At 49.1% G+C, this 22,320-nt stretch carries 15 protein-coding genes; 7 read left to right on the top strand and 8 right to left on the bottom strand.

The window, feature by feature from the left end; all coding sequences use genetic code 11:
* Nucleotides 1-208: 208 nt before the first annotated feature.
* Together S7335_RS03990 and S7335_RS03995 are read right to left on the bottom strand one after the other, a co-directional pair.
* Nucleotides 209-3,421 (bottom strand): efflux RND transporter permease subunit, encoded by a 3,213-nt coding sequence (locus S7335_RS03990; protein ID WP_006455290.1) that lies wholly within the window; start codon nt 3,419-3,421, stop codon nt 209-211.
* A gap of 62 nt (nt 3,422-3,483) precedes the next feature.
* Nucleotides 3,484-4,842, bottom strand: coding sequence for an efflux RND transporter periplasmic adaptor subunit (locus S7335_RS03995; RefSeq protein ID WP_006457472.1), 1,359 nt, complete (start codon nt 4,840-4,842; stop codon nt 3,484-3,486).
* A gap of 533 nt (nt 4,843-5,375) precedes the next feature.
* Between S7335_RS03995 and S7335_RS04000 the strand changes: the two genes are divergently transcribed.
* A complete protein-coding gene (locus S7335_RS04000; RefSeq protein ID WP_006453613.1) occupies nt 5,376-8,903 on the top strand; it encodes a DNA polymerase III subunit alpha in 3,528 nt (1,175 codons plus the stop codon).
* A gap of 309 nt (nt 8,904-9,212) precedes the next feature.
* Here S7335_RS04000 and S7335_RS04005 read toward each other — a convergent pair whose 3' ends face one another.
* Together S7335_RS04005 and radA are read right to left on the bottom strand one after the other, a co-directional pair.
* A complete protein-coding gene (locus S7335_RS04005; protein WP_006453852.1) occupies nt 9,213-9,818 on the bottom strand; it encodes a Uma2 family endonuclease in 606 nt (201 codons plus the stop codon).
* A 66-nt stretch (nt 9,819-9,884) separates the two neighbouring features.
* Nucleotides 9,885-11,342: a DNA repair protein RadA gene (gene radA / locus S7335_RS04010; RefSeq protein WP_006456230.1), complete on the bottom strand. Its 1,458-nt coding sequence runs from the start codon at nt 11,340-11,342 to the stop codon at nt 9,885-9,887.
* A 456-nt stretch (nt 11,343-11,798) separates the two neighbouring features.
* Between radA and rpaB the strand changes: the two genes are divergently transcribed.
* The 4 genes from rpaB to fabD all read left to right on the top strand — a co-directional run bounded on the left by rpaB (nt 11,799) and on the right by fabD (nt 15,628).
* Nucleotides 11,799-12,527 (top strand): response regulator transcription factor RpaB, encoded by a 729-nt coding sequence (gene rpaB, locus S7335_RS04015; RefSeq protein ID WP_006453376.1) that lies wholly within the window; start codon nt 11,799-11,801, stop codon nt 12,525-12,527.
* A 139-nt stretch (nt 12,528-12,666) separates the two neighbouring features.
* A complete protein-coding gene (gene plsX / locus S7335_RS04020; protein ID WP_006453761.1) occupies nt 12,667-13,701 on the top strand; it encodes a phosphate acyltransferase PlsX in 1,035 nt (344 codons plus the stop codon).
* Between the two features lie 5 nt (nt 13,702-13,706).
* On the top strand, nt 13,707-14,717 hold the full coding sequence (locus tag S7335_RS04025) for a beta-ketoacyl-ACP synthase III (RefSeq protein ID WP_006456627.1): 1,011 nt from the start codon (nt 13,707-13,709) through the stop codon (nt 14,715-14,717).
* A 38-nt stretch (nt 14,718-14,755) separates the two neighbouring features.
* Complete coding sequence (gene fabD, locus S7335_RS04030; protein WP_006453816.1) at nt 14,756-15,628, top strand: ACP S-malonyltransferase; 873 nt, start codon at nt 14,756-14,758, stop codon at nt 15,626-15,628.
* A gap of 168 nt (nt 15,629-15,796) precedes the next feature.
* On the opposite strand, the gene S7335_RS04035 is transcribed toward fabD, so the two are convergent.
* A complete protein-coding gene (locus tag S7335_RS04035; protein WP_006453442.1) occupies nt 15,797-16,042 on the bottom strand; it encodes a hypothetical protein in 246 nt (81 codons plus the stop codon).
* Nucleotides 16,043-16,201: 159 nt separating this feature from the next.
* Nucleotides 16,202-17,503 (bottom strand): ABC transporter substrate-binding protein, encoded by a 1,302-nt coding sequence (locus tag S7335_RS04040; protein ID WP_006456254.1) that lies wholly within the window; start codon nt 17,501-17,503, stop codon nt 16,202-16,204.
* Between the two features lie 321 nt (nt 17,504-17,824).
* Between S7335_RS04040 and S7335_RS04045 the strand changes: the two genes are divergently transcribed.
* Nucleotides 17,825-18,538 (top strand): M48 family metallopeptidase, encoded by a 714-nt coding sequence (locus S7335_RS04045; RefSeq protein WP_006457108.1) that lies wholly within the window; start codon nt 17,825-17,827, stop codon nt 18,536-18,538.
* Between the two features lies 1 nt (nt 18,539).
* On the top strand, nt 18,540-19,556 hold the full coding sequence (locus S7335_RS04050; RefSeq protein ID WP_006456241.1) for a tocopherol cyclase family protein: 1,017 nt from the start codon (nt 18,540-18,542) through the stop codon (nt 19,554-19,556).
* 552 nt (nt 19,557-20,108) lie between these two features.
* On the opposite strand, the gene S7335_RS04055 is transcribed toward S7335_RS04050, so the two are convergent.
* Together S7335_RS04055 and S7335_RS04060 are read right to left on the bottom strand one after the other, a co-directional pair.
* The gene (locus S7335_RS04055; protein WP_006454014.1) at nt 20,109-20,771 is read right to left on the bottom strand and encodes a hypothetical protein; all 663 of its coding nucleotides are present in this window, start codon (nt 20,769-20,771) and stop codon (nt 20,109-20,111) included.
* A 732-nt stretch (nt 20,772-21,503) separates the two neighbouring features.
* Nucleotides 21,504-22,220, bottom strand: coding sequence for a TrmH family RNA methyltransferase (locus tag S7335_RS04060; protein ID WP_006456794.1), 717 nt, complete (start codon nt 22,218-22,220; stop codon nt 21,504-21,506).
* Nucleotides 22,221-22,320 lie beyond the last annotated feature (100 nt).

The following is a 22,320-nucleotide window of genomic DNA, read 5'->3' on the forward strand; positions in this document are numbered from 1 at the left end:
ACTCGGTTGGGTAAAGTCGCTTGAGGCGACTATACCTTTATCGATGGAAATATCATCGCTATCTCGAGAGACAGCGATACACTACATCCAACCATAAATGAGAATAAATATCAATAGAAGATGGTGAGCATAGGGACCAGCGTGAAACAGTCATTACACACTGGTCGTTTGGCCTGTTAAAGCTTTTAGACTGTGAATCGTGGGCCTACTACTTCGCGACGCCCTCATTCAAGTCAGGTAAGTTAGGTTTTGATTCACCCAGCAAGGTTCCAGAAAATTCCCCATCATCGTTCCCGCCACCGTTCCCGCTGGCATCTATTTGAGCCTTCTTATCGACGGTAAAGCCTTTGATCACGATATAGAGAACTGGAACGATGAATAGGCTGAGGAAAGTCGCCACTAGCATCCCGCCGAAAACCGCCGTGCCTAGCGACTGGCGACTGCCCGCGCCCGCACCCGTCGCAATCACCAGCGGGAAGATACTGCTCAGCGTAGAGATCGCCGTCATTAAAATTGGTCGCATTCTCTGCTGGGCTGCTTCTAGCGCTGCTTCTGTGATAGAGCGACCCTGGCAGCGCAGCTGGTTGGCAAACTCCACAATCAGGATCGAGTTTTTACTGGCTAGGCCAATCAGCATCACCAGTCCGATTTGGCAGTAGACATCGTTGGGCAAGCCGCGGATGGTCTGAGCAATCAGCGCCCCAAATACAGCTAGCGGCACCGCAAAGAGGATGATCACCGGATCGACATAGCTTTCGTATTGAGCAGCCAACACTAGAAAGACTAAGGCAATACCTAGTCCAAAGATAATAGGGGCTTGATTGCCGCCTTCGATCTCTTCTAACGCGGTTCCTGACCACTCATAGCCAAAGCCGGCAGGCAGCACCTGGTCGGCAACGTTTTCCATGGCGGTAATTGCCGCACCAGAGCTAACCCCTGGCGCTGGGGCGCCGTTGATAGCGATCGAACGGAAGAGGTTGTAGTGGTTGATGGTCTGGGCACCCGTGGTAGCGGTAGTAGAAACCAGATTGCTCATTGGTATTAGGTTACCGGTTTGCGATCGCACATACAGGTTGTTAATATCACTTGGCGTCGATCGATACTGCTGGTCGGCTTGTACATAGACTCGGTACGTCCGGCCCTGCAAATTGAAGTCATTCACATAGCGCGATCCTAGGTTGGTCTGAAGCGTGCTGAAGATGTCGCTAATGCTGACGTTGAGGGCTTTAGCTTGGTCGCGGTTGACATCGATAGCAATCTGCGGCGTGCTAGCAGCGTAGGTACTAAAGACATTTTGCAGCTGTGGATTTTGGTTAGCAGCACCCATAATGGCGCCCATACTATTGACCAAATCATTCAGCTCAGCATTACCGCGCCTGTCTTGAAGCTGAAATTCGAAGCCACCAAAGCTACTTAGGCCTTGGATAGCCGGTGGGTTCACTGGCAGGAGACGGGCCTTGGTACTGCTCATTAACGGTCCACGCACCCGGTCGATGATTTCGAAGGCGCTGGCATCCCGCTCTCCCCAAGGATTTAGCGTAGTAAAGATAACGCCGCTGTTGGCAGTATTACCACTAAAACCAAAGCCGCCAACTGCGAAGGTCGCTCTCACCTCTGGCTGAGCGAGCAGAATTTCTTCGGCTTCTGCCATGACTTCGCTGGTGTAGTTGAGCGAAACGCCCTCTGGGCCGCCAATAATGGTAATGAAGTAACCTTGGTCTTCATCTGGCAAGAACGCCGAAGGGACAGTGGTATACAGCCATGCAGTCAGGACCAGTGAGGCGACAAAGGCAGCAATCACAACGGGCTTAAACTTGGTCAGCTTTTGTAGGGCGTTGCCGTAGCGATCACGTAGCCAATCGAGCGCATCGTTAAACGGGTTAAACAGCTTGGCTCGCCAGCCAGTCGGCTCTGATCTTGTGCGGAACAGTAGGCCAGAAAGCGTTGGGGTAAGGGTTAGTGCATTGAACGTGGAAATGGCGATCGCAAAGGCAATCGTCAGCGCAAACTGTCGGTACAGCGCGCCGGTTGTGCCTGGGAAGAAAGCAACCGGCACAAAAACCGCCATCAGCACTAGCGAAGTCGCAATCACCGCGCCCGTCAGCTCTCTCATCGCCTCGATTGCCGCCTCAACCGGATTCAACCCGCGCTGATTAATCTTCGCGCTAATGTCTTCAACCACAACGATGGCATCGTCGACCACCATCCCGGTTGCTAACGTCAAGCCAAACAGCGTCAGGCTATTAATCGAAAAGCCAAACAGCTTCACGATTGCAAACGTCGCTACTAGAGAGACTGGAATAGTAATCGCTGGGACCACCGTCGTTCGCCAGTCCTGCAAGAAGATATAGATCACTAGTACGACCAGCCCAACGGCCTGAATCAGTGTCCACAGGACGCTTAGTAAAGACTGCTCTACGAACTCAGTCGTATCAAACCCAATGCCGTACTCCATCCCCGGCGGAAAGTCTGATGCTAGCTCGGCCATTCGCGCCTTCACACCTTGGGCTACCGCGAGGGCATTACTTCCTGGGAGCTGAAAGATACCTAGACCAATCGCTTCTTGCCCACGGAAGCGCAAGAACGAACTGTAGCGCTCGGCTCCGAGTTCTGCTCTACCGACATCTCGCAGCCGAATCAATTGGCCCGCCTCACCCGTTTGCAGCACCAGATCCTCAAATTCTTCTGGTGTTCGCAATCGACTTTCAGCTCGCAGGTCAATTTGAAAGTCTTGATCGCTAGCGACAGGCGGTTGACCAATTTGACCGGCGCCGACCTGAATGTTTTGCTCTTGCAGGGCCAAGACTACATCATCCGCCGTTAAGCCTCGCCCTGCTAATTCTTGTGGATCGAGCCAGATCCGCATAGCATAGGTGCGCTCACCAAAGATCACAACGTTACCCACACCTGGCACCCTCTGTAGCGCATCTGCGACGTACAGATCGGCGTAGTTACTTAAGAACGTGTCGTCGTACTGGTCGTCTTCGGTGTACAAGCTCATTGCCAGCAGAATATTGCTGGTCTCTTTAGAGACGGTTACGCCTGTTTGATTAACAGTCTCTGGAAGCTGGGGTTCTGCAAGAGAGACTCGGTTTTGGACATCGACAGCAGCGATATCTTTATCGCGAGTTGAATCAAAGGTAACGACGATGTTGCTAATACCGTCATTACTGCTATTAGAGGTCATGTATCGCATGCCCTCTACACCATTGATCTGTCGTTCAATGATGGAAGTTACCCCCCGTTCAACGGTTTCTGCATCTGCGCCGATGTAGTTCGCAGTGACATTGACCTGCGTCGGACTGATATCCGGGTACTGGGCAATGGGCAAGGTGGGAATACTGACCGCCCCCGCTAATAGCAAAATTAAGGCACAGACAGTAGCGAATACGGGCCGCTTAATAAAGTAGTTGACGAACATGAAAACGCCGAGGAGAGGAGAGGAAAAAAGCTAATACGCCAAGCAGATTGTAAAGCCGGGCCTTAACCCTCCGGCGGACTGCTACCACCGCTAGTGTCGATAGGCACGCCGTCACGAAGGTTCAATATGCCTTCTGTGATAATGGTGTCGCCGGCTTCTAGGCCTTCTAGCACCTGATATTCGTTGCCCTGCAGGCTGCCTAGCTCTACGGGCATCAGCTTTGCTACGGTAGGTGGGGGACCATCTGCTTGCCCTCCGGCTTGTCCAGGCGGTGGACCGCTATCCTCGCCTTCTTCAGGAGGATCGGGTTCACCTGGAACAAACACAAAAGTCTCCCCGCCCAATCTCGTGATGGCAGTGGAAGGGATCAAGATACCTGGACGCTCATCCCAAATGACCCGAACCTCTAGGCGCTGATCGTCTTGAAGCGGCTGACGCGGGGTGGAAAATCGGGCCTCGGCGAGAACGGTTTGAGTATCGGTATCAGTAGTCGGCGAAATGAAGTTAATCGCACCCGTTGCAATAGTATCGTCACTGCCAAACAAGCTCAGTTCGACTGGCAGTCCTGTTCGCAGCCGATCTGCTTCGTTGATCGGAATCGCGATTTCCAAATCAAGATCTTGATTTTGAGTGATGGTTGCTAACTGGTCACCCGCTTGTACATAGTCACCTAAGTTCACAGGGATATCGCCAACGATGCCTGCTATTGGGGCAGTAACTGTCTTGTCTAAAAGATCTTGCTGGGTTGCTGCGGCGTTAGCGTTAGCTTGTTCGAGGGTGGCTTCTGCTCCTGTCAGACTCGCTTCTAGAGCGGCGATTTCTTCTCTAGACGAGGCTAGGGCGGACTCAGCAACGGTACGATCGCGAACCACTTCATCTAATTGATTCTGGGGCAATGCGCCTTGTGCCACTAGCGCCGCTGTCCGATCATAGTCGTTATTCCGTAGCTCTAAATCCGCGAGCAGCTCGGTTTGCCTAGCTCTAGCCGCACGCAATTGAGCCCTAGCCGTATCGCGACTAGAGCGGGCAGCACTCACGCTTGCTAGCGCCGCATTGTAGTCAGATTGCGATCGCTGCGAGCTTAGCTGCATAATCGGTGCACCTGCCGCAACAGTATTACCCGAATCCACAAAAATTTGGACGATACGACCGTCTGCTTCTGGCTGCAAACTAACGCCAGCTTGAGCATCTAGGATACCGACGAACTCAGCGCTGTCTTGCAAAGACTCTGATTCTAACCGCTCTACTTCGACAGCAACCGGGGGCGGCCCTTGCATCCCTGGGTTTCCTCTACTCGCAAAAACACGCCAGAACAAAAAGCCCAGTCCGCCTGCTAATAGCAGGAGGCCTAGCCAGGCAATCCATTTACGAGACGGTCGCCGTTTAAGAGAGCCGATCACAGAATCAGAAGTGGTCGCCATTATGGAATGCCTGAGAAGTTTTCGTGCTAGGGGCCTTATGTGAGTATATCTAAACTGGTCGGTTTGGTTTAGTTTTATTGAAAGGAAAACGCTAGCGAATGGTCGCTCTACCTGTGTGGCTCTAGAATCTCGGTGACGCTGCAATTGTGGATAGCTCTAATACTTGATGCATCTATCCACAGTCAGACTAGCGCAAGACCTAATCAGCTGGGTGAGATGAGTTCTGTAACGATCAACGCTTAATTCTAGCAAGCGCTATTGATAGCGTTTATACTTCGAAATACCTTGCGAAGGTTACTATATCTGGTGGGGGAATCGGTCATCTATCAATGGGGAATCGGTCGATAGGGAATCAGTTAGGGAATAAATACTTTTCGCGTCCATCAGCTCTACTTTTAATGGATTTTAATGAGAGTTTAATGAGATAGTTAGCAGTAGGGTAGTAGGTTTGTACTTTACATCTAGTACTTCATTGACTGACTACTCGTCTGAGTATTCGATCCACAGCGTCCTCGTCTTTTGGAGAAGTTGGTATGTCTTTTGTTGGTTTGCACATTCATAGCGACTACAGCCTGCTAGACGGTGCTAGCCATATTGATCCGTTAGTCGACAGAGCGCTAGAGTTGGGGATGGATGCGATCGCTCTAACAGACCATGGCGTCATGTACGGTGCGATTGAGCTGCTAAAGGTATGCCGCAAAAAAGGCATTAAGCCAATAATCGGCAACGAGATGTACGTGATCAACGGTGACATCACCAAGCAAGAAAAGCGGCCAAAATATCACCAGCTCGTCCTCGCCAAGAACGACATCGGCTACAAAAATTTAGTCAAGCTCACTACCGTTTCTCACTTAGAAGGTGTTCAGGGCAAGGGGCTTTTTTCCCGCCCCTGTATTAACAAAGATTTGTTAGAGCAGTATCACGAAGGGCTAATTATCACTAGCGCCTGCTTAGGGGGAGAAATTCCCCAAGCCATTCTTAAAAAGCGGCTAGATGTCGCTCGTAGAGTTGCCCAGTGGTATAAAGATTTGCTCGGCGATGATTTCTACTTAGAAATTCAAGATCACGGTTCACCAGAAGATCGAATCGTGAATGTAGAGATTGTTCGAATTGCTCAAGAACTCGACATTAAAATTGTTGCTACTAACGATTCTCACTTTATTTCTTGTGTTGATGTAGAAGCCCATGACGCGCTGCTGTGCATTCAAACTGGCAAGCTGATTTCAGAAGATAAGAGACTACGCTACAGCGGTACGGAATATCTGAAGTCAGAAGCAGAGATGCGCCGCTTATTTCGTGACCACATAGCGCCTGAGATCATTGAAGATGCGGTCTCAAGAACTCAAGAGGTAGCTGACAAAGTTGAAGAATACAACATCCTGGGAAATCCTCAGATTCCTAATTTCCCAATTCCAGAGGGTCATACCAAAGAAAGCTACATGGAAAAGGTGGCTTGGGATGGCTTGCTAGAACGGATGCGTCTAAGCAACCGAGAGGCGCTGACAGATGAGTATCGTGATCGCATGGCCTACGAAGTCGCAATGATGCACCAAATGGGCTTTGCCACTTACTTTCTGGTCGTATGGGACTATATCAAATTTGCACGTGATCACAACATCTCAGTCGGACCGGGGCGCGGTTCGGCCGCAGGTTCACTCGTTGCTTACGCCATGGGCATCACCAACATCGACCCGGTTCATCATGGACTGTTGTTTGAGCGGTTCTTAAACCCCGAGCGTAAATCCATGCCGGATGTTGATACAGATTTCTGTATCGAAAAGCGTGAAAAAGTGATCGAATACGTCACCGAAAAATACGGCACCGACCACGTTGCCCAAATCATCACCTTCAACCGCATGACCTCCAAGGCGGTGCTCAAAGACGTGGCCCGCGTGCTCGATATCCCTTACAACGAGTCCGACAAACTCGCCAAGCTCATTCCTGTTTCACGCGGAAAGCCAACCAAGCTCAACGTCATGATTTCCGATAAAACGCCCGATGCGACGTTCAAGGAAAAGTACGATAGCGGCGAACTGATCCCTGGAACTAACGTTACCTTTCAGCGCTGGATTGATACAGCCATCACGATCGAAGGGACCAACAAGACCTTTGGGATGCACGCCGCCGGTGTGGTGATCTCCGAGCATCCCCTAGATACCATTGTGCCTTTGCAACGCAACAACGATGGCTCTGTAATTACGCAGTACTACATGGAAGATGTAGAGGCAATCGGTCTGCTGAAGATGGATTTCTTGGGTCTCCGGAACCTGACCATGATTCAAAAGGCGGTGGATCATATTGAATCAAGGCACAATATCGAAATCGATCTAGATGCGCTACCGCTAGACGATCCAAAGACCTACGAACTGCTCGCAGGTGGAGAACTCGCAGGCGTATTTCAGCTAGAATCTTCCGGAATGCGACAGATTGTCAAAGAGCTAAAACCCTCAGGCCTAGAAGATATCTCTTCTGTGCTAGCGCTTTATCGGCCTGGTCCACTAGACGCGGGGCTAATTCCTAAATTCATCGATCGTAAGCACGGCCGAGAAAAGATCGACTATGCTCACAAGATTCTAGAGCCGATCCTAAGAGAGACTTACGGCATCATGGTCTATCAAGAACAGATCATGAAAATTGCTCAAGACCTTGCCGGATACTCGCTAGGGCGAGCCGATCTGTTGCGTAGGGCGATGGGTAAAAAGAAAATAAAAGAGATGGAGCTGCACCGGGAGGAATTCATTGAAGGAGCGAGGAAAAATGAGTTTCCCCGGAAGAACGCCAACGATCTGTTCGATCAGATGGTGCTGTTCGCAGAGTATTGTTTCAACAAGTCTCACTCTACGGCTTACGGATTTGTTACGTTTCAAACCGCCTATTTGAAGGCAAATTATCCGGTCGAGTACATGGCAGCGCTGCTGACGGCGATCAGTGGCGATCAAGACAAGGTGCAAATGTACATTGCTAGCTGCCTTAGCATGCGTATTCAGGTGCTGCCACCAGATATCAATCGCTCGGAAGTAGACTTTACGCCTTTGGAGAATCAGATTCTATTCGGTCTGTCTGCGGTTCGAAATGTAGGGCTAGGGGCCATTGAAGCGCTGATCAAATCCCGGGAAGAGGAAGGGCCGTTTAAGTCATTAGCGGATTTGTGCGATCGCGTTGATCTGCGCGCTGTCAACAAGAGAGCGCTTGAAGCGCTTATCCTTTCTGGCGCCCTAGAAAGCCTAGAGCCGAACCGTCAGCAGCTCATGCACGATTTAGAGCTAGTCATAGAGTGGGCCCAATCAAGAGCCAAAGACCGCGAAGTCGGCCAGGGGAATCTCTTTGATATGCTCGGCGGTGGCACCAGCAATGAACCCACACATACAACAACCTTTGAATCTGCGCCTAAAGCTCCCCCTATAGAAGACTACGACCCTCAAGAAAGACTAAAGCTAGAGAAAGAGCTTTTGGGCTTCTACATCTCCGATCATCCGCTCAAAAATATTCAGCACTCAGCCAAGATCCTGGCACCCATTGAGCTATCAGAACTTGGAGAAAAGCCTGAAAAAGTCACCCTCAGCGCGATTGTGATGCTCAGCATGGTTAAGCCCGTAACCACCAAGAAAGGAGACTCTATGGCCGTTGTCCAGATCGAAGATTTAACCGGCCACGCTGAAGCGGTCATCTTCCCCAAAGCCTATGCCCGTATTGGTCAATATATCAAACCTGACGCTCGTCTGATGGTGTGGGGCAAAGTCGATCGCCGTGATGATCGCACTCAGATGATTATCGACGATGCTCAGCCGATTGAAACCGTGCGCATGGTGATGCTGGATTTAGACCCTGCGATCGCAGGTGATATCGAAAAACAAAACCGCCTTCGCGACATCCTTAGGGAACATCAAGGAGAAAATAAGTTCGCCGCCAAAACCCCTGTCATTGCCGTCATTCGCACCCACAACCAGAGACAGGCCGTCCGCCTAGGCAACCAATACCGCGTACTCAATGCTGAAACCGCGGTCGCTTCCCTTAAGGCTGCAAACTTCAACGCCCGAACTACTCCCCTGTTAGCGGTATAGTGTTAGCGGTATAGCCAGTTTTTAAGTCGAGTTCAAAAATCTGAAGCGCTTACAGACGTACGTTTGGACATATTAAGCTGCTTAGGAAAGCGAGATTATACTAACTTCTAATTGCTTACCCCAAATTGTCGAAGGGCGTAGCAATACTAGCATCCCTAGGTTTATCGTGTTGAATCGGGGTTATTGGTCTCAAAGTTAGTATGACAGCAACCGTTGCGGTCAAACCGATTCTGGATCCTCACTAGCTCGCGCAATCGAGCGGCCAAGCGTTCCGCTGAGCGGCTAAGCGTTCTGCTTTCTCTTCTGAAGTTAGAATACGCTCGCCATTTTGATCAAACCAACTAGCAGCTCACGAGTTTCGCCCCCAAAAGTCCCCATATACCGACCTAAGGCAAGTCCTGCTTCTTCCATCCAAAAAGGTTCGCCGATCTGTAGTTGATAGCTGCCGTCTACCAATTTATAAACCTCAAAGGGCTGGTGTCTGTCTCTTTGCCAATAGAAAGGGTTGTAAATAATGTAGTAGAGAACGCCAAGATTGCGGTATGTTTCCATCTTTTTGGCATACTCTCCACCGGGTGACCACGAAACCAGTTCGAGCGTCATCAGAGGCACAACATCGTTCTCTTCCCAGACAACATAGCTGCGCCTAAAATTCTCACCTTCTCTATGACGGGGAACGCCTATGCTCAAGAATGCATCTGGGACAACCGGTACTCTAGGGTTACCTTCCGCTGTATGGTAAACACCCATGTCTACTGCAAAAAACCAGTCCTTGCGGTGCTCCCACAGCGTATTGAGCACAAACAATAAGATATTTGGCAGGAGATTTTGATCCTCATTGTCCACAGGGATGTCGTCCGAATCAGGTAGCTCGGAGCCAGAAGGGAGATGCTTCTTCAGCTTTGACTGAACCATAAGGTTGACGGTTGAGTCTACGTCGTAGATATATCCACATAGTAAATTAATTTAGTCTGAATGATTTTAGTCTTCTACGGAGGCTGTCTGAGGTTCGTGTTGGATTGAATTAGCTAGGGCAGTGGCGATCGCATCAATCACCCGTCCAACCTCAGTCACTTCCATACCCAAATCATTCCGACCCTGACTTTTCGGCACCAGCGCCCGCTTGAATCCTAGCTTCGCGGCTTCTTTTAGCCGCAGCTCCATCTGAGAGACGGGGCGAATCTGGCCGCCCAAGCCCACTTCGCCAATTAAAACCAACTCTGGGTCGATAATGCGATCGCGAAAACTCGCCGCTACTGCCACCGCAATCCCTAAATCTGCCGCCGGTTCGCCTACGTTCAATCCCCCCGAAGACGCCACATACGCATCTAGTTTTGAAAGCGGAATGCCCACTCTTTTCTCTAAAACTGCAAGAATTTGTAGCAATCTGTTGTATTCGATTCCTGTGGTCGAGCGCCGCGGTGAACTATAGCTAGTCGGACTGACTAAAGACTGCAATTCCACTACTAGGGGCCGCGTCCCTTCACAGGCAACAATCGTAGCTACGCCAGGGACATTCTCTTCTTGATTGCTCATAAATAGCTCAGAAGGATTGAGCACTTCTTCTAAACCCTTATCCACCATCTCAAACACACCCAGTTCGTGAGTTGCGCCAAATCTGTTCTTTACAGAGCGCAGTAGGCGATGACTCGCAAAGCGATCACCTTCAAAGTACAAAACAGTATCGACTAGATGCTCCAACACTTTTGGTCCGGCGATTGCCCCTTCTTTGGTCACATGTCCCACAATAAACAGAGAAATGTTCTCTTTTTTTGCTAGCTGCATTAGCGCCGATGTACATTCTCGAACCTGTGCAACTGATCCTGGTGCAGAGGTCAGTGCTGAATAGAACAAAGCTTGAATACTGTCGATAACGGCAACCTTAGGCCGCAGCGAATCGAGTTCTTCGAGAATAGTTTCTAGGTTCGTTTCTGGTAGGAGATACAAATTTTCTTGAATACCGTTCGACTGCTCACTCTGGTTGATCCCCAAGCGGAGCGATCGCAGCTTCACCTGCTGCCCAGATTCTTCTGCACACACGTAAAGAATCGGCGTGCCCTTCGCGAGCTGGTTCGCTGTTTGCAAAAGCAGCGTGGATTTGCCGATACCTGGATCTCCTCCTAGCAACACCAAAGATCCGGGCACGATACCCCCACCCAAGACGCGATCTAGTTCGTGATAGCCAGAAGGAATCCGCGTTTGAGGATGGTCCTGAATCTGATCAAACCTTAGCGACAGCCGAGGCACAGGAGGTACTTTCTTGCGCCGAGTACTACTCGTGCGCGATTTCATACTAGGACGAGTGCTCGCCGCCAGCTGAGACTCAACCACCTGCTCAACAAGAGAATTCCAGGTACCACAGGTAGGACACTTGCCAAAGTGCTGACGCGACTCTGCGCCACAGGCATTACATATATAGATAGAACGGGTCTTAGCCATGGACGACCATCGTTAACAACGTCAACAAGGACAAAACAACCAACAAAAGTAGTATATACGTACCTTGTTCAACAATGGGACGCAGCTAAGACGGCAGAATGCGATACATTTCTTTGCAAATGCCCCCCTTTAGTCATACATAAAACAAGGAGTAAACCAATCACAATTGGTCTCTAAATAATAACTTTCATAAAGCTAAAGCCATAGCTGGTCGGCATTGTAGCGATTCGTATTAGTTCGCAAACAAGTTCCACATAACCTTAAGAAACACTAAACCCCTCTGAGACTCTAGCTTTGAGGGATTCAACCGCATACAATTAGAATGCTGAGATGACCCTTGGTAAAAAGTTTAGTTGCTAAACGTTATGCATACGTCATAAACTTTTTGATCGACATTACAGTCATTCCCGCTAGTGGTCTCTTTGCAGCCACGGTTTTATAGGAGTTTACATAGCCTTGGAAAGCGTTAAAGAAAAAATCTTAGTTGTTGATGATGAAGCTAGCATCCGTCGTATTTTAGAAACTCGTCTTTCCATGATTGGCTACGACGTAGTCACTGCCGCCGATGGTGAAGAAGCCCTAGATACCTTCCGCAACACTATCCCAGATTTAGTCGTTTTAGATGTGATGATGCCGAAGCTAGACGGCTATGGCGTTTGCCAAGAGCTCCGAAAAGAATCGGATATTCCTATTATCATGCTGACTGCGCTAGGCGATGTTGCTGATCGAATCACTGGGCTAGAGCTAGGCGCCGATGACTATGTCGTCAAACCCTTCTCTCCAAAAGAATTAGAAGCTCGTATTCGTTCTGTCCTACGCCGAGTTGAAAAGACAGGCGCCTCTGGCATTCCTAGCTCTGGCGTGATCACAATCAACAATATTCGCATCGATACCAACAAGCGTCAGGTATACAAAGGCGATGAACGAATTCGTCTGACAGGCATGGAGTTCAGCCTGTTAGAGCTACTCGTAAGCCGTTCAGGAGAACCGTTTTCTCGTTCTGAAATTTTACAAGAGGTCTGGGGCTATACCCCCGAACGCCATGTCGATACCCGGGTAGTTGATGTTCATATCTCCCGGCTAAGGGCCAAGCTAGAAGATGATCCTAGTAACCCCGAACTGATCTTGACAGCCAGAGGCACTGGCTATCTATTCCAGCGAATTGTTGAACCCGGTGAAGAATAAGTTAGCTACTTTGTTCACTTTAGTATAGGTATCGCTAGACGCTTCTCAGTGGCGAAGAAATAAGTCTGGGAAGAACAAGTCTGATAGAATTCTTAAAGTTATATGATCCCGATTGGGCCAACAAAAGGGTAGAGCTTTGATGGATTCGACGCAGGTACGCATCGCAGTAGACGCGACGGGCGGTGATTTTGCCCCTGATGAGGTGGTCGCTGGCGCGATTAGAGCTAAAGAGGAGCTTGGTATCGAAGTCCTCTTGGTGGGTGATGCCGATCAAATAGCGGCTTCGGTACCGAAGCCAGACTTACTTCAAGGCATTGAGATCGTTCCGGCTGAAGGGACTATAGAGATGCACGAAGAGCCTTTGAGCGCACTGCGTCGTAAGCCTAAGGCGTCTATTAATGTGTCGATGGATTTGGTCAAGCAAGGGCGTGCAGATGGCGTGGTTTCGGCTGGGCATTCAGGTGCGGCGATGGCGGCGGCTCTGCTACGGTTAAAGCGAATTAAGGGTGTAGATAGACCCGCGATTGGCGCAGTGTTTCCAACGGTGATGGCAAAGCCAGTACTCATCTTAGATGTGGGTGCGAATGTTGACTGTCGGCCAAAGTATCTAGAGCAGTTTGCCTTTATGGGTAGCATCTACTCACGCTATGTGTTAGGCAATGATGAACCCAAAGTCGGGCTATTAAATATCGGCGAAGAGAAAAGCAAAGGCAATGAAGCCGCGATCGCAGTCCACAGAGCACTCAGCCAGCAAAGTGCGATCAACTTTGTAGGGAACGCAGAAGGTCGCGATGTGCTCTCAGGTGACTTCGATGTGATTGTATGCGATGGCTTTGTTGGAAACATTTTGCTGAAGTTTGCAGAAGCGGTCGGTGAATCAGTTTTGCAAATTCTAAGAGAAGAACTGCCGCAGGGTATCGCTGGCAAAGTGGGCTGTACCCTCTTGAAAGGGAACCTACAGCGAATTAAGCAGCGGGTAGATCATGCAGAACACGGTGGTGGTCTGCTACTTGGGGTGGCGGGCGTAGCGGTGATCAGTCATGGTAGCTCTAAGGCGCCCTCTATTTTTAACGCGATTCGCCTGGCTAAAGATGCTGTTGATAACCGCGTTATCGAACGGATTGAGGATCAGTACCTAAAGGTTGCAGCGACTGTCAAAGCCAAAGGTGAATAGAGAGTATGACCCAGCAAACTTACGGTGTCGCTTTCGTCGGTAGCGGCTCAGCTCAGCTTGAGGCGGTGCTGACTAACGATCAGCTCGCTCAGGTGGTGGATACTTCAGATGAATGGATAGCGACTCGTACAGGCATTCGGCAAAGACATATTGCGAACGAAGGGGAGTCTATTCGCTCTTTAGCTGCAGAGGCGGTGGCCAGCGCGATCGCCCAGGCAAATCTTGAGCCTACTGACATCGATCTCATTCTTCTAGCGACTTCTACGCCCGACGATCTATTCGGCTCAGCCTGTCAAATTCAAGCGGAAGTTGGCGCTACCCGGGCCGTTGCTTTTGATATTACCGCCGCTTGCTCTGGGTTTGTATTTGCCTTAGTCACGGCTGCTCAGTTTATTCGCGCAGGCGCTTATCAGAATGTGGTAGTGGTCGGCGCAGATATCTTGTCGCGACTGACGGATTGGAGCGATCGCAGAACCTGCGTTCTTTTTGGCGATGGTGCTGGAGCCATTGTGATGCAGCGCTGCTCTGAAGACCGTCTCTTGAGCTTTGAGATGCACAGTGACGGTAGCCAGAACGATTGTCTCACCGCACACTATCAGAAAGCATCGAAGCCGCTAGTAGACGATATCACTATTCAAACAGGTCAGTATCATCCCGTTACTATGAACGGCCGAGAGGTATACCGCTTTGCTGTTAAGCGAGTACCCGAAGTCTTAGAAAAGTCTCTCTTTCATGCTGGACTTTCTACTGACGATATTGACTGGCTGATTTTGCACCAGGCTAATCAGCGGATACTAGATGCTGCGGCCCAGCGGCTAGGGATTCCAGGCGATCGCGTCGTTAGCAATATGGCCAGGCATGGTAATACCGACGCCGCCTCTATTCCTATCGCTTTGGACGAGTGGGTGCGCAAGGGCAAAATCAAAGCAGGCGATACGCTTGCACTTTCAGGCTTTGGAGCTGGGCTTTCCTGGGGAGCCGCCATCCTCAAATGGGGCTCTGTAGAGAACAAATAATCATCAACGCTTTTAAGATATAGGAGCTTTAAAGAATAATGGCGAAAACTGCATGGGTCTTTCCTGGACAAGGTTCTCAGACCGTAGGAATGGGCGCAGATCTAGCGGACGTGTGCGCAGATCGTCTAGCTGAAGCCGAGACAATTATTGGAAGATCTGTCTTAGAGATTTGCCAAGATGAAACGTTGCTAAGTGATACTCGCTATACGCAACCCTGTTTGTATGTAGTTGAGTGCGCGCTTACCGACGCTTTAAAAGATAGCGGGCAGAGGCCTAATCTAGTTGCTGGTCATAGCTTAGGAGAATATTCTGCGCTGTATGCAGCTAGCGTCTTCAGCTTTGTTGAAGGGTTGAAGCTAGTCAAACGTAGAGCTGAGCTAATGTCACAGGCATCAGAAGGAAGAATGGCAGCACTGATGGGGTTTGATCGCGATCAGCTAGATGCCAAAATTGCAAAGACAGTAGGCGTTGTACTAGCGAATGATAATAATGCAGGACAGGTAGTCATTTCAGGCACACCAGCCGGCGTCGATGCGGTAATAGACAGCGTAAAATGCAAGCGAGCCGTCAGGCTAAACGTCAGTGGTGCGTTTCATTCTCCTCTAATGGCCGACGCATCTAAGTCGTTTGAATCAGTACTAGCAGCCATTGAATTTGACGATGCTAGCATTCCTGTAATGTCAAATGTAGATCCAACGCCTGAAACAAACGCTGAGATACTGAAAAAAAGATTAGTCCAGCAGATGACAGGCTCCGTTCGCTGGCGAGAGATTTCTTTGGGATTGTCAGAAGCTGGTGTAGAAGAGGTGGTGGAGATAGGTCCGGGGAAGGTGCTTGCTGGTCTGATCAAAAGAACGTGTAAGGGCTTGAAATTAGTTAATGTGAGTAACCTAGCTGCTATTGAAAGTTAAGACTAAATATGGAAAAAGCCAGAGAGAACGACACCCTCCAGCTCTTTCCTTAAAGATACTCTAAGCGACAAAGCTACCAAACAAGCAAAGTTCTAAGTTTTTGAAGATAAAGTATTTGAAATAAAGTGTTTGAATTACTTTACCTAAAAGTTTAGAACTTGAGAAGAACTACGAATCCTCGCTCAAATCGCCAGGTTCTTCGATGTACATTTCTGGCTCAATTGCATAGTTATTGGCTAGCCCTTCATTACTCATGGTCTGTCCACCCGTGGTATCGATGCTGCCTTTTTTATCGGATGTCTCTTTGTAATCCTCTCCTTCTCGCTCTTTGCGCGCCGCGGTCTCAGCTGGAACAATTCCTCTGTCGAAATTGTCTTTTTGAACACCGCCTTTGTTACCTTCGTTTTCCGCCATAGATTCAACCTTCCTTTTTATGCGTGTTATTTGAGTGCGTTAACTGACGGTATCCACCGCAAATCGATCTTAGCGCCTCTCAATCGTTACGCTTTCAATATCAATGTTTAGGAAAACAATTATTGACTTTTGTGCTCAAATGCTGCTTCATAAAAAGAATTATTCGGGCCAGCTATTTTCGATAGAGTCAGTCACATCTTCTGCCGACTCGCCGACTGCAAAATCAATAATCCCAGACCAGAAAGTGCCAGTGCCTACCGCGCCAGGCATCATATCTGAGCCATCAAAGCTAACAACATCGGCATCGGCCAGGATCTGAGCAATCTTCTGGCTAGTGATATCTGGATAGGCATCGGTCGAAACCTGTTTGTGCGGAGAGATGAATCCACCTAAACCAGCCCAGATCTCATGTGGCTGTGGAGTCGCTAGATACTCCATTAGCGCTCTGGCTTCGGGCGTATCGTTAAACATGCCAAAAGCATCTCCTGCGACCAAAATAGGCGTGCCAAATCGAGGGTCTATCTCCGGTAAGGGAAAAACGTCGTAGTCCACCCTAGGCTCTGTCTCTTCTGGGAAGAAGGTGGCGATAAAGTTGGCTTGCCTATGCATATAGCAGCTAGGGGGCTCGTTAAAAATTCCTTGCGGGGAGTCTCCGAACGGAGTAGACACTGCGCCAACGGCCCCACCATTGACGTATTCAGGGTTGAGCAGGATCTCGCCAAATTCGTTAAAGGCGTTGACAACTTCGGGAGAATTGAAGGGCAAGTCGTGCTCTACCCACTGGCTATAAGCTTCGGGGCCAGCGGTGCGTAGCATAATGTCTTCAACCCAGTCAGTGCCGGGCCAGCCACTAGCATCGCCACTTTCTAGACCAATACACCAGGGGGTAGCGCCATCAGCGACGATCTGATCGCTTAGCGCAATCAGTTCTGACCAAGTCGATGGGATATCGTAACCAGCTTCTTCAAAAGCGGTGGGTCGATACCATACCAGGCTTTTTACAGAAGCTCTATACCAGATACCGTAGGCTTCGTCGTCAACACTGCCTAGCTCTAGCCAAGTATCTGGATAGGCATCACTTAGCGTACTGCTATCCATAAAACTGTTGAGTGGAATGAGCTGTCCGGCCCTGGCAAAGTCGGCAAGCAGGCCAGGCTGTGGGAACATGGCTAGATCGGGCGCATCGCCTGATTCCACCCGGACGGGTAGCAGAGTGGCAAAGGCATCGGTGCCTTCGTAGACGACATCAATGCCAGTTTCTTCCTCAAACGGGGCTAGGGCTTGCTCTAATTTTTCTTGTTGCTCCCCAACCACCACGCCTAGTACGGTAACGGTGTTTTCAGCTGACTCGGTAGAGGTATTATTGCAGCTAGAAAGCAAAAAGAGTGAGCCTAGCGCAAGCCCTAAAAGTCGACAGGGAGACTTGTTAGGTTGGCAAGTGGATTCTAAGAAGGACTTCATAATTAAAAAGTTACACACAGAGCCAATAAGAGTAAGACTAGGTATAGCGTTTATTCTGTATGAACTCAAACTCGAAGATGATAATCAGCAATAATAAGAGCGGACTGATCGCTTAGGCGCTACGGCTATCTATAGAAATTCAGCGGATGTATCCCGACATGTTTAGTTTGGTGTGTTGATGTCTCAGTTAGAGCTTCTTTTCAGTGAGTTGCCATCTGACTTGCCCGATCATGACCTACCGTCTCATGACTTGCCACCTTATAGAATACGCGAGAGTAAGCGGGCCAAGCATGTTTCGATCAAGATCTCAGTAGAAGGCAAGTGGAAGTAGTAGTGCCGCTTCACTTCGATAGCACTAAGCTACCGGAGATTCTAGAGCGGCGACGAAGTTGGATTTTGAAAACGCGATCGCGTCTACTAAGTGAGCATGCAAATACTGTCGATAGCTGGCAGGCCAAGAGGCCCGATAGAATTCTCCTACGCTGGCGATCGCCCGACCTGAATGAAAACAGCTTAGACGAAGATCTATCGAACAGCGCTCCTACCTTAAGTAATCGCACCTTGCTAGAGACTTGGACAATTCAGTACGTGCGATCGCCTAGCAACCGTATCACCTGCATTCCAGATAGCGACCACCGCCTCACCCTCACGGGTAGTACTGACCATCTAGATGCCTGTCAACGTGTTCTGCGCCAATGGCTCGCACACCGTGCTCAAGAAGAGCTAATGCCTTGGCTTCGGCAGCTAAGCTTTGATCTAGACCTACCTTGCCGTCGCATCTCGGTACGAGGTCAAAAGACTCGCTGGGCTAGCTGTTCTAGCCAAAAGAACATTAGCCTCAACTACAAGCTACTGTTTTTGCCACGGCCTTTGGTGCACTACGTTCTTGTTCACGAGCTATGCCACACCGTTCATATGAACCACTCCAAAGCATTTTGGGCACTCGTTGAACAAAAGCAGCCTGACTATAGCTGGCGAGATCAGGCGCTCAAAAAAGCATGGCGCTATGTTCCCCGCTGGGTAGAGGCTCGATAGAATGAACGAAACGCCCCACAGCGGCTATCACTGGCGCGGCCAGTCAGAACGTTTTTTTGAGGGTTGGTATCTGCGAGTGACTTTGAGTGCGATCGCACAGACCTTTGCCTTTATGTACTCCATCGACGATCCAGCAGGAGATAGCCCTCATAGCGGCGGCGCAGCTCAAATCCTCGGACCAGACGAATCCTACTACTGCCGAACCTTTCCAAATGTGCATCGGTTCAAGGCAAGTCTTCAGTATCTCTCTGTTGGCCATCAGCGAGCAGTCAATCCGGCCTCAGACGAAGGCTACCAGTTCACAGCCTACTCGCACCGAGGCAAACTTCTAACACCATCCGGCGCTGCGCAAGCAGAATGGGAATATGCGATCGAGCCTATCTCCACCTGGGGAGAATCAGAAAGGCCAAAGGCAACCGCTGGATGGCTATCCTACCCATCTGTCTTTGAACCAGGCTGGCAGGTGCTGATGGCGCATGGCTTAGCTTCTGGGCAGATACATTGGCAGGGAAAGACCTATGACTTCAAAGATATGCCTGCCTACGCGGAAAAAAACTGGGGCGGCGCTTTTCCATCTAAATGGTTTTGGCTACAGTGCAATGCCTTCACCGACGCGCCAGGATTGAGCGTTACCGCAGCAGGTGGCATACGCAATGTGCTTTTTCTAAAAGAAAACGTGGGTCTAATCGGCATTCATTACCAGGGTAAGTTCTACGAGTTCTTGTCGACAAAGATAGCCTTCACCTGGACGATAGATCCTTGGGGCTACTGGCATCTAGTAGCCCGCGACTATCGCTATCGAGTTGAGATCACAGGCCGCGCATCTGACGAAGGTGCCTATGTGCGTGTACCGACCCGCGAAGGCTTACAGTGGTTGTGCAGAGACACAACGCACGGGGAACTGCGAGTGCAGCTATGGCTAGCTAACGGTCAAGTGATTGTAGATACGTTCAGCGATTTAGCTGGGTTAGAAGTAGGTGGCGCGCCGTGGAAGGAAGCTTGGATAGTTGAAAGCTGATTCAAAAATCGGAAGAGTCTTGCTATAGTACTTTGAGTGATTGTCGAAATAGCGCAGTGGTTTGTTTGCCGCTAGCGTTACTTTTACAAGAGCTTGGGGCTGTGGCTCAGCTGGATAGAGCAAGCGCCTCCTGAACTATCGGGCACCGTTAGGAGAAATCCGACGTGTGAATGTAGTCAAATTCGGTGAAACCTAACAAGTGTTGTACTTTAAGGCAATACCGAGCCAAGCCCTGTCTACAGGGAAGGTGTAGAGACTAGACGGCTACCACCTAAAGGCATTTGTTTATCATTTGTCAACGGTGAAGGTATAGTCCAGAGAGTGAGGAAACTCACACAAATCTGAAGCGCTAGGTCGCGCGTTCGAATCGCGCCAGTCCCGTCAATTATCTTTGTGGTCTCTAATCAGTGACGATTCCCTAAAAACGACTCCCTAAAAGGACTGCTGTTCTTAGCTGTCCGGTATAGGAGCTATCTGGCATAGGGCATAGAGCGCTGTGCCCGCTCGACAAGCACTACAAGCATCCTATGACAGTAGTAGTAGTACTACAGACTATGCAACGTCTATAAGCTGTAGAACGTTTGGCGAAGGGCTAGCTTGGGAGCTGTGGATGTTGTTAAACCGGCCAGAGATGACCCTTTCATGCTGGGGGGAAGAGAGTTCTCGTACTAGACTCGCTTCTATTGCATGCCAGCTATCTTTTGAAAGGCGCTGCGAAAGCAAAGAGAGAACATCCTCTTCTTTCTTGTAGAATACTTTGGCCAAAAAAACAGCAATTGTCTCTCTTAGCTCGCTGTGAGCATCTTCTTCGATTACCTGAGCTAGTCCCACCACTAAGATCTGAGCAGGCATATTCTCAAGTGCTTGCCCAGCCAGTACCTGAACTTCTACCGGAAAGTGATAGCCTGAATAAGACCGATTGCGCTTGTAGGCATCAAAGTAATGCATGATCTTAACGAGCGAAAGAATCGAGATCTTGCCAAACTTAGGAAATAGATTTGCCAGCTGCTTGCGAATGCTTGAGGATTCTGTAGTAACAAACAAGTGACAAGCAAATCCAAAGAATTGCTCAAAGCTCCAGGATTGTATTTGTTCGAGCGTATTCTCTACGTTCGATTCAGCATCAGCTAGCTGGCAGATGAAAGAAAGGTCTTGGCACTGGAGAGTGTGCTGGGTGTCAAGCGTATTGCGAATAGCCGTAGATAGAGCTGTCATATGTAGGTGCCAGCAATTGGCTGGGGACAAGTGGGGAGGCGCACTTTATAGTGTGATTTGGCCGGTTAATATAGGCTTTTCTAAGGAGATATTGAACTAAACAAAACACCTGACTAAACGAACGGTGCAGCTGAGCTACACTACTAAGCCTCGAAAGCATCGAACATAATCAATTGAAAGTTGCAGCACTGTCAAAAGCACCTTTATGTATCGCTATATATCGCGTTAAATAGGGTATTTATATTTCGCTGAGACAATCAGCCTATCACCAACGCTTCCACAAACTATTTCCTTAATGAATTAAGGGAAGTTTGAAGTAGTTAGGTGTTCTATTATTTGTTAGCATCTATAGTTCTACTAGGTTCAAAAGCGTATTGCAAGATACAAAACGAAATATTTAATGCAGCGAATCACAACTTCATGACATTAGCACATATATAGTGCCTCGCCGTCAGATCAGAAAAGTCCCGATTCCTTATACAGTAAGCGTTTCACCTACTACTGAGTTCCTGTAGAATCCACAGCGTTTTTTGTTCCCTGTTATGAACTCTAGATATCAATATTAAATTACTTGATGAATGCTGTAGGAATAACTACATCGACTAGCAGATGTGCGCTGTAGTTATTCCTTTCTATCCAACTTTCTATATCTCCAACTTCGTGTATCTAACAGGCTACGATTGAGGATATTACGTTTTCCTTTTGTTTTTTCTTTCGTTGTTTCTTCTTGGGCTATTGATCGCTAATTTGGTTGTTGATCTTGTTGTCTACAAACGTACGAATTTGTTGAATCAAGGCAAGATCTTCGTAGCCAAGTCTTGCGATCGCTTTTATAACGTAGTTTTGGGTGCGCTGATGTAGTCCTACTTGCGCCATGGTTGTTCGCAAAGCACTTTTGAGATGGGCATATTGTTCTGTCGATACAGAATCTCGGTTTAATCTTTGATCGGCTATCTGCACCTGAGTCTGCGATTGTGAAAGCATAAAGCTATAAATCATCACTGCCTGTGCAAGATTCAATGACGGCTGCGGAGTGATCTGAGGAATTGTCGTCACTAAATCGCACGTCTGAATATCTTGGTTACTCAGTCCTGAGCGTTCACTACCAAAAACAATGGCAACAGTCGAGACGAGGTGACCTTTAGCTTCAAGCAGATCAGGCAGATCTCGAACCGATACGTAGTGATACTTTTGCATACGGTGGCGAGCGGTAGATGCACAGGCTAAGTCAATGCCGTCTAGCGCGCCAGCAAGATCTTCGTACTGGGGAGCGTTTTCTAGGATGTGTTCTGAACCATGAGCCATCGCACGAGCAATCCCACTAAGGTGATCGGCTTTGGGACGAACCAGGCGCAGATCTGTATAGCCCATAGTATTGATTGCTCGCGCCGCTGCGCCAATATTACCTGCCTCGCCGGGTTCTACTAAAACAAACGAAAACTGAATCACACTTCTGAAGGCGTACTGATTGAAGATGTACTGATTGAAGGCATTCTCACGGTGGCCTAACTTCGCTACTCTAATGGAATTGCGCCTGGAATCGCACCAA

Source organism: Synechococcus sp. PCC 7335 (assembly GCF_000155595.1).
Lineage (GTDB): Bacteria > Cyanobacteriota > Cyanobacteriia > Phormidesmidales > Phormidesmidaceae > Phormidesmis.

Bases quoted from the DNA above. Each gene is read 5' to 3' on its own strand.
- S7335_RS03990 (WP_006455290.1), bottom strand. From the start codon at position 3,421: ATGTTCGTCAACTACTTTATTAAGCGGCCCGTATTCGCTACTGTCTGT.
- S7335_RS04040 (WP_006456254.1), bottom strand. From the start codon at position 17,503: ATGAAGTCCTTCTTAGAATCCACTTGCCAACCTAACAAGTCTCCCTGT.
- plsX (WP_006453761.1), top strand. From the start codon at position 12,667: ATGGATTCGACGCAGGTACGCATCGCAGTAGACGCGACGGGCGGTGAT.
- S7335_RS04050 (WP_006456241.1), top strand. From the start codon at position 18,540: ATGAACGAAACGCCCCACAGCGGCTATCACTGGCGCGGCCAGTCAGAA.
- S7335_RS04000 (WP_006453613.1), top strand. From the start codon at position 5,376: ATGTCTTTTGTTGGTTTGCACATTCATAGCGACTACAGCCTGCTAGAC.
- S7335_RS04025 (WP_006456627.1), top strand. From the start codon at position 13,707: ATGACCCAGCAAACTTACGGTGTCGCTTTCGTCGGTAGCGGCTCAGCT.
- S7335_RS03995 (WP_006457472.1), bottom strand. From the start codon at position 4,842: ATGGCGACCACTTCTGATTCTGTGATCGGCTCTCTTAAACGGCGACCG.
- S7335_RS04005 (WP_006453852.1), bottom strand. From the start codon at position 9,818: ATGGTTCAGTCAAAGCTGAAGAAGCATCTCCCTTCTGGCTCCGAGCTA.
- S7335_RS04055 (WP_006454014.1), bottom strand. From the start codon at position 20,771: ATGACAGCTCTATCTACGGCTATTCGCAATACGCTTGACACCCAGCAC.
- fabD (WP_006453816.1), top strand. From the start codon at position 14,756: ATGGCGAAAACTGCATGGGTCTTTCCTGGACAAGGTTCTCAGACCGTA.
- radA (WP_006456230.1), bottom strand. From the start codon at position 11,342: ATGGCTAAGACCCGTTCTATCTATATATGTAATGCCTGTGGCGCAGAG.
- S7335_RS04035 (WP_006453442.1), bottom strand. From the start codon at position 16,042: ATGGCGGAAAACGAAGGTAACAAAGGCGGTGTTCAAAAAGACAATTTC.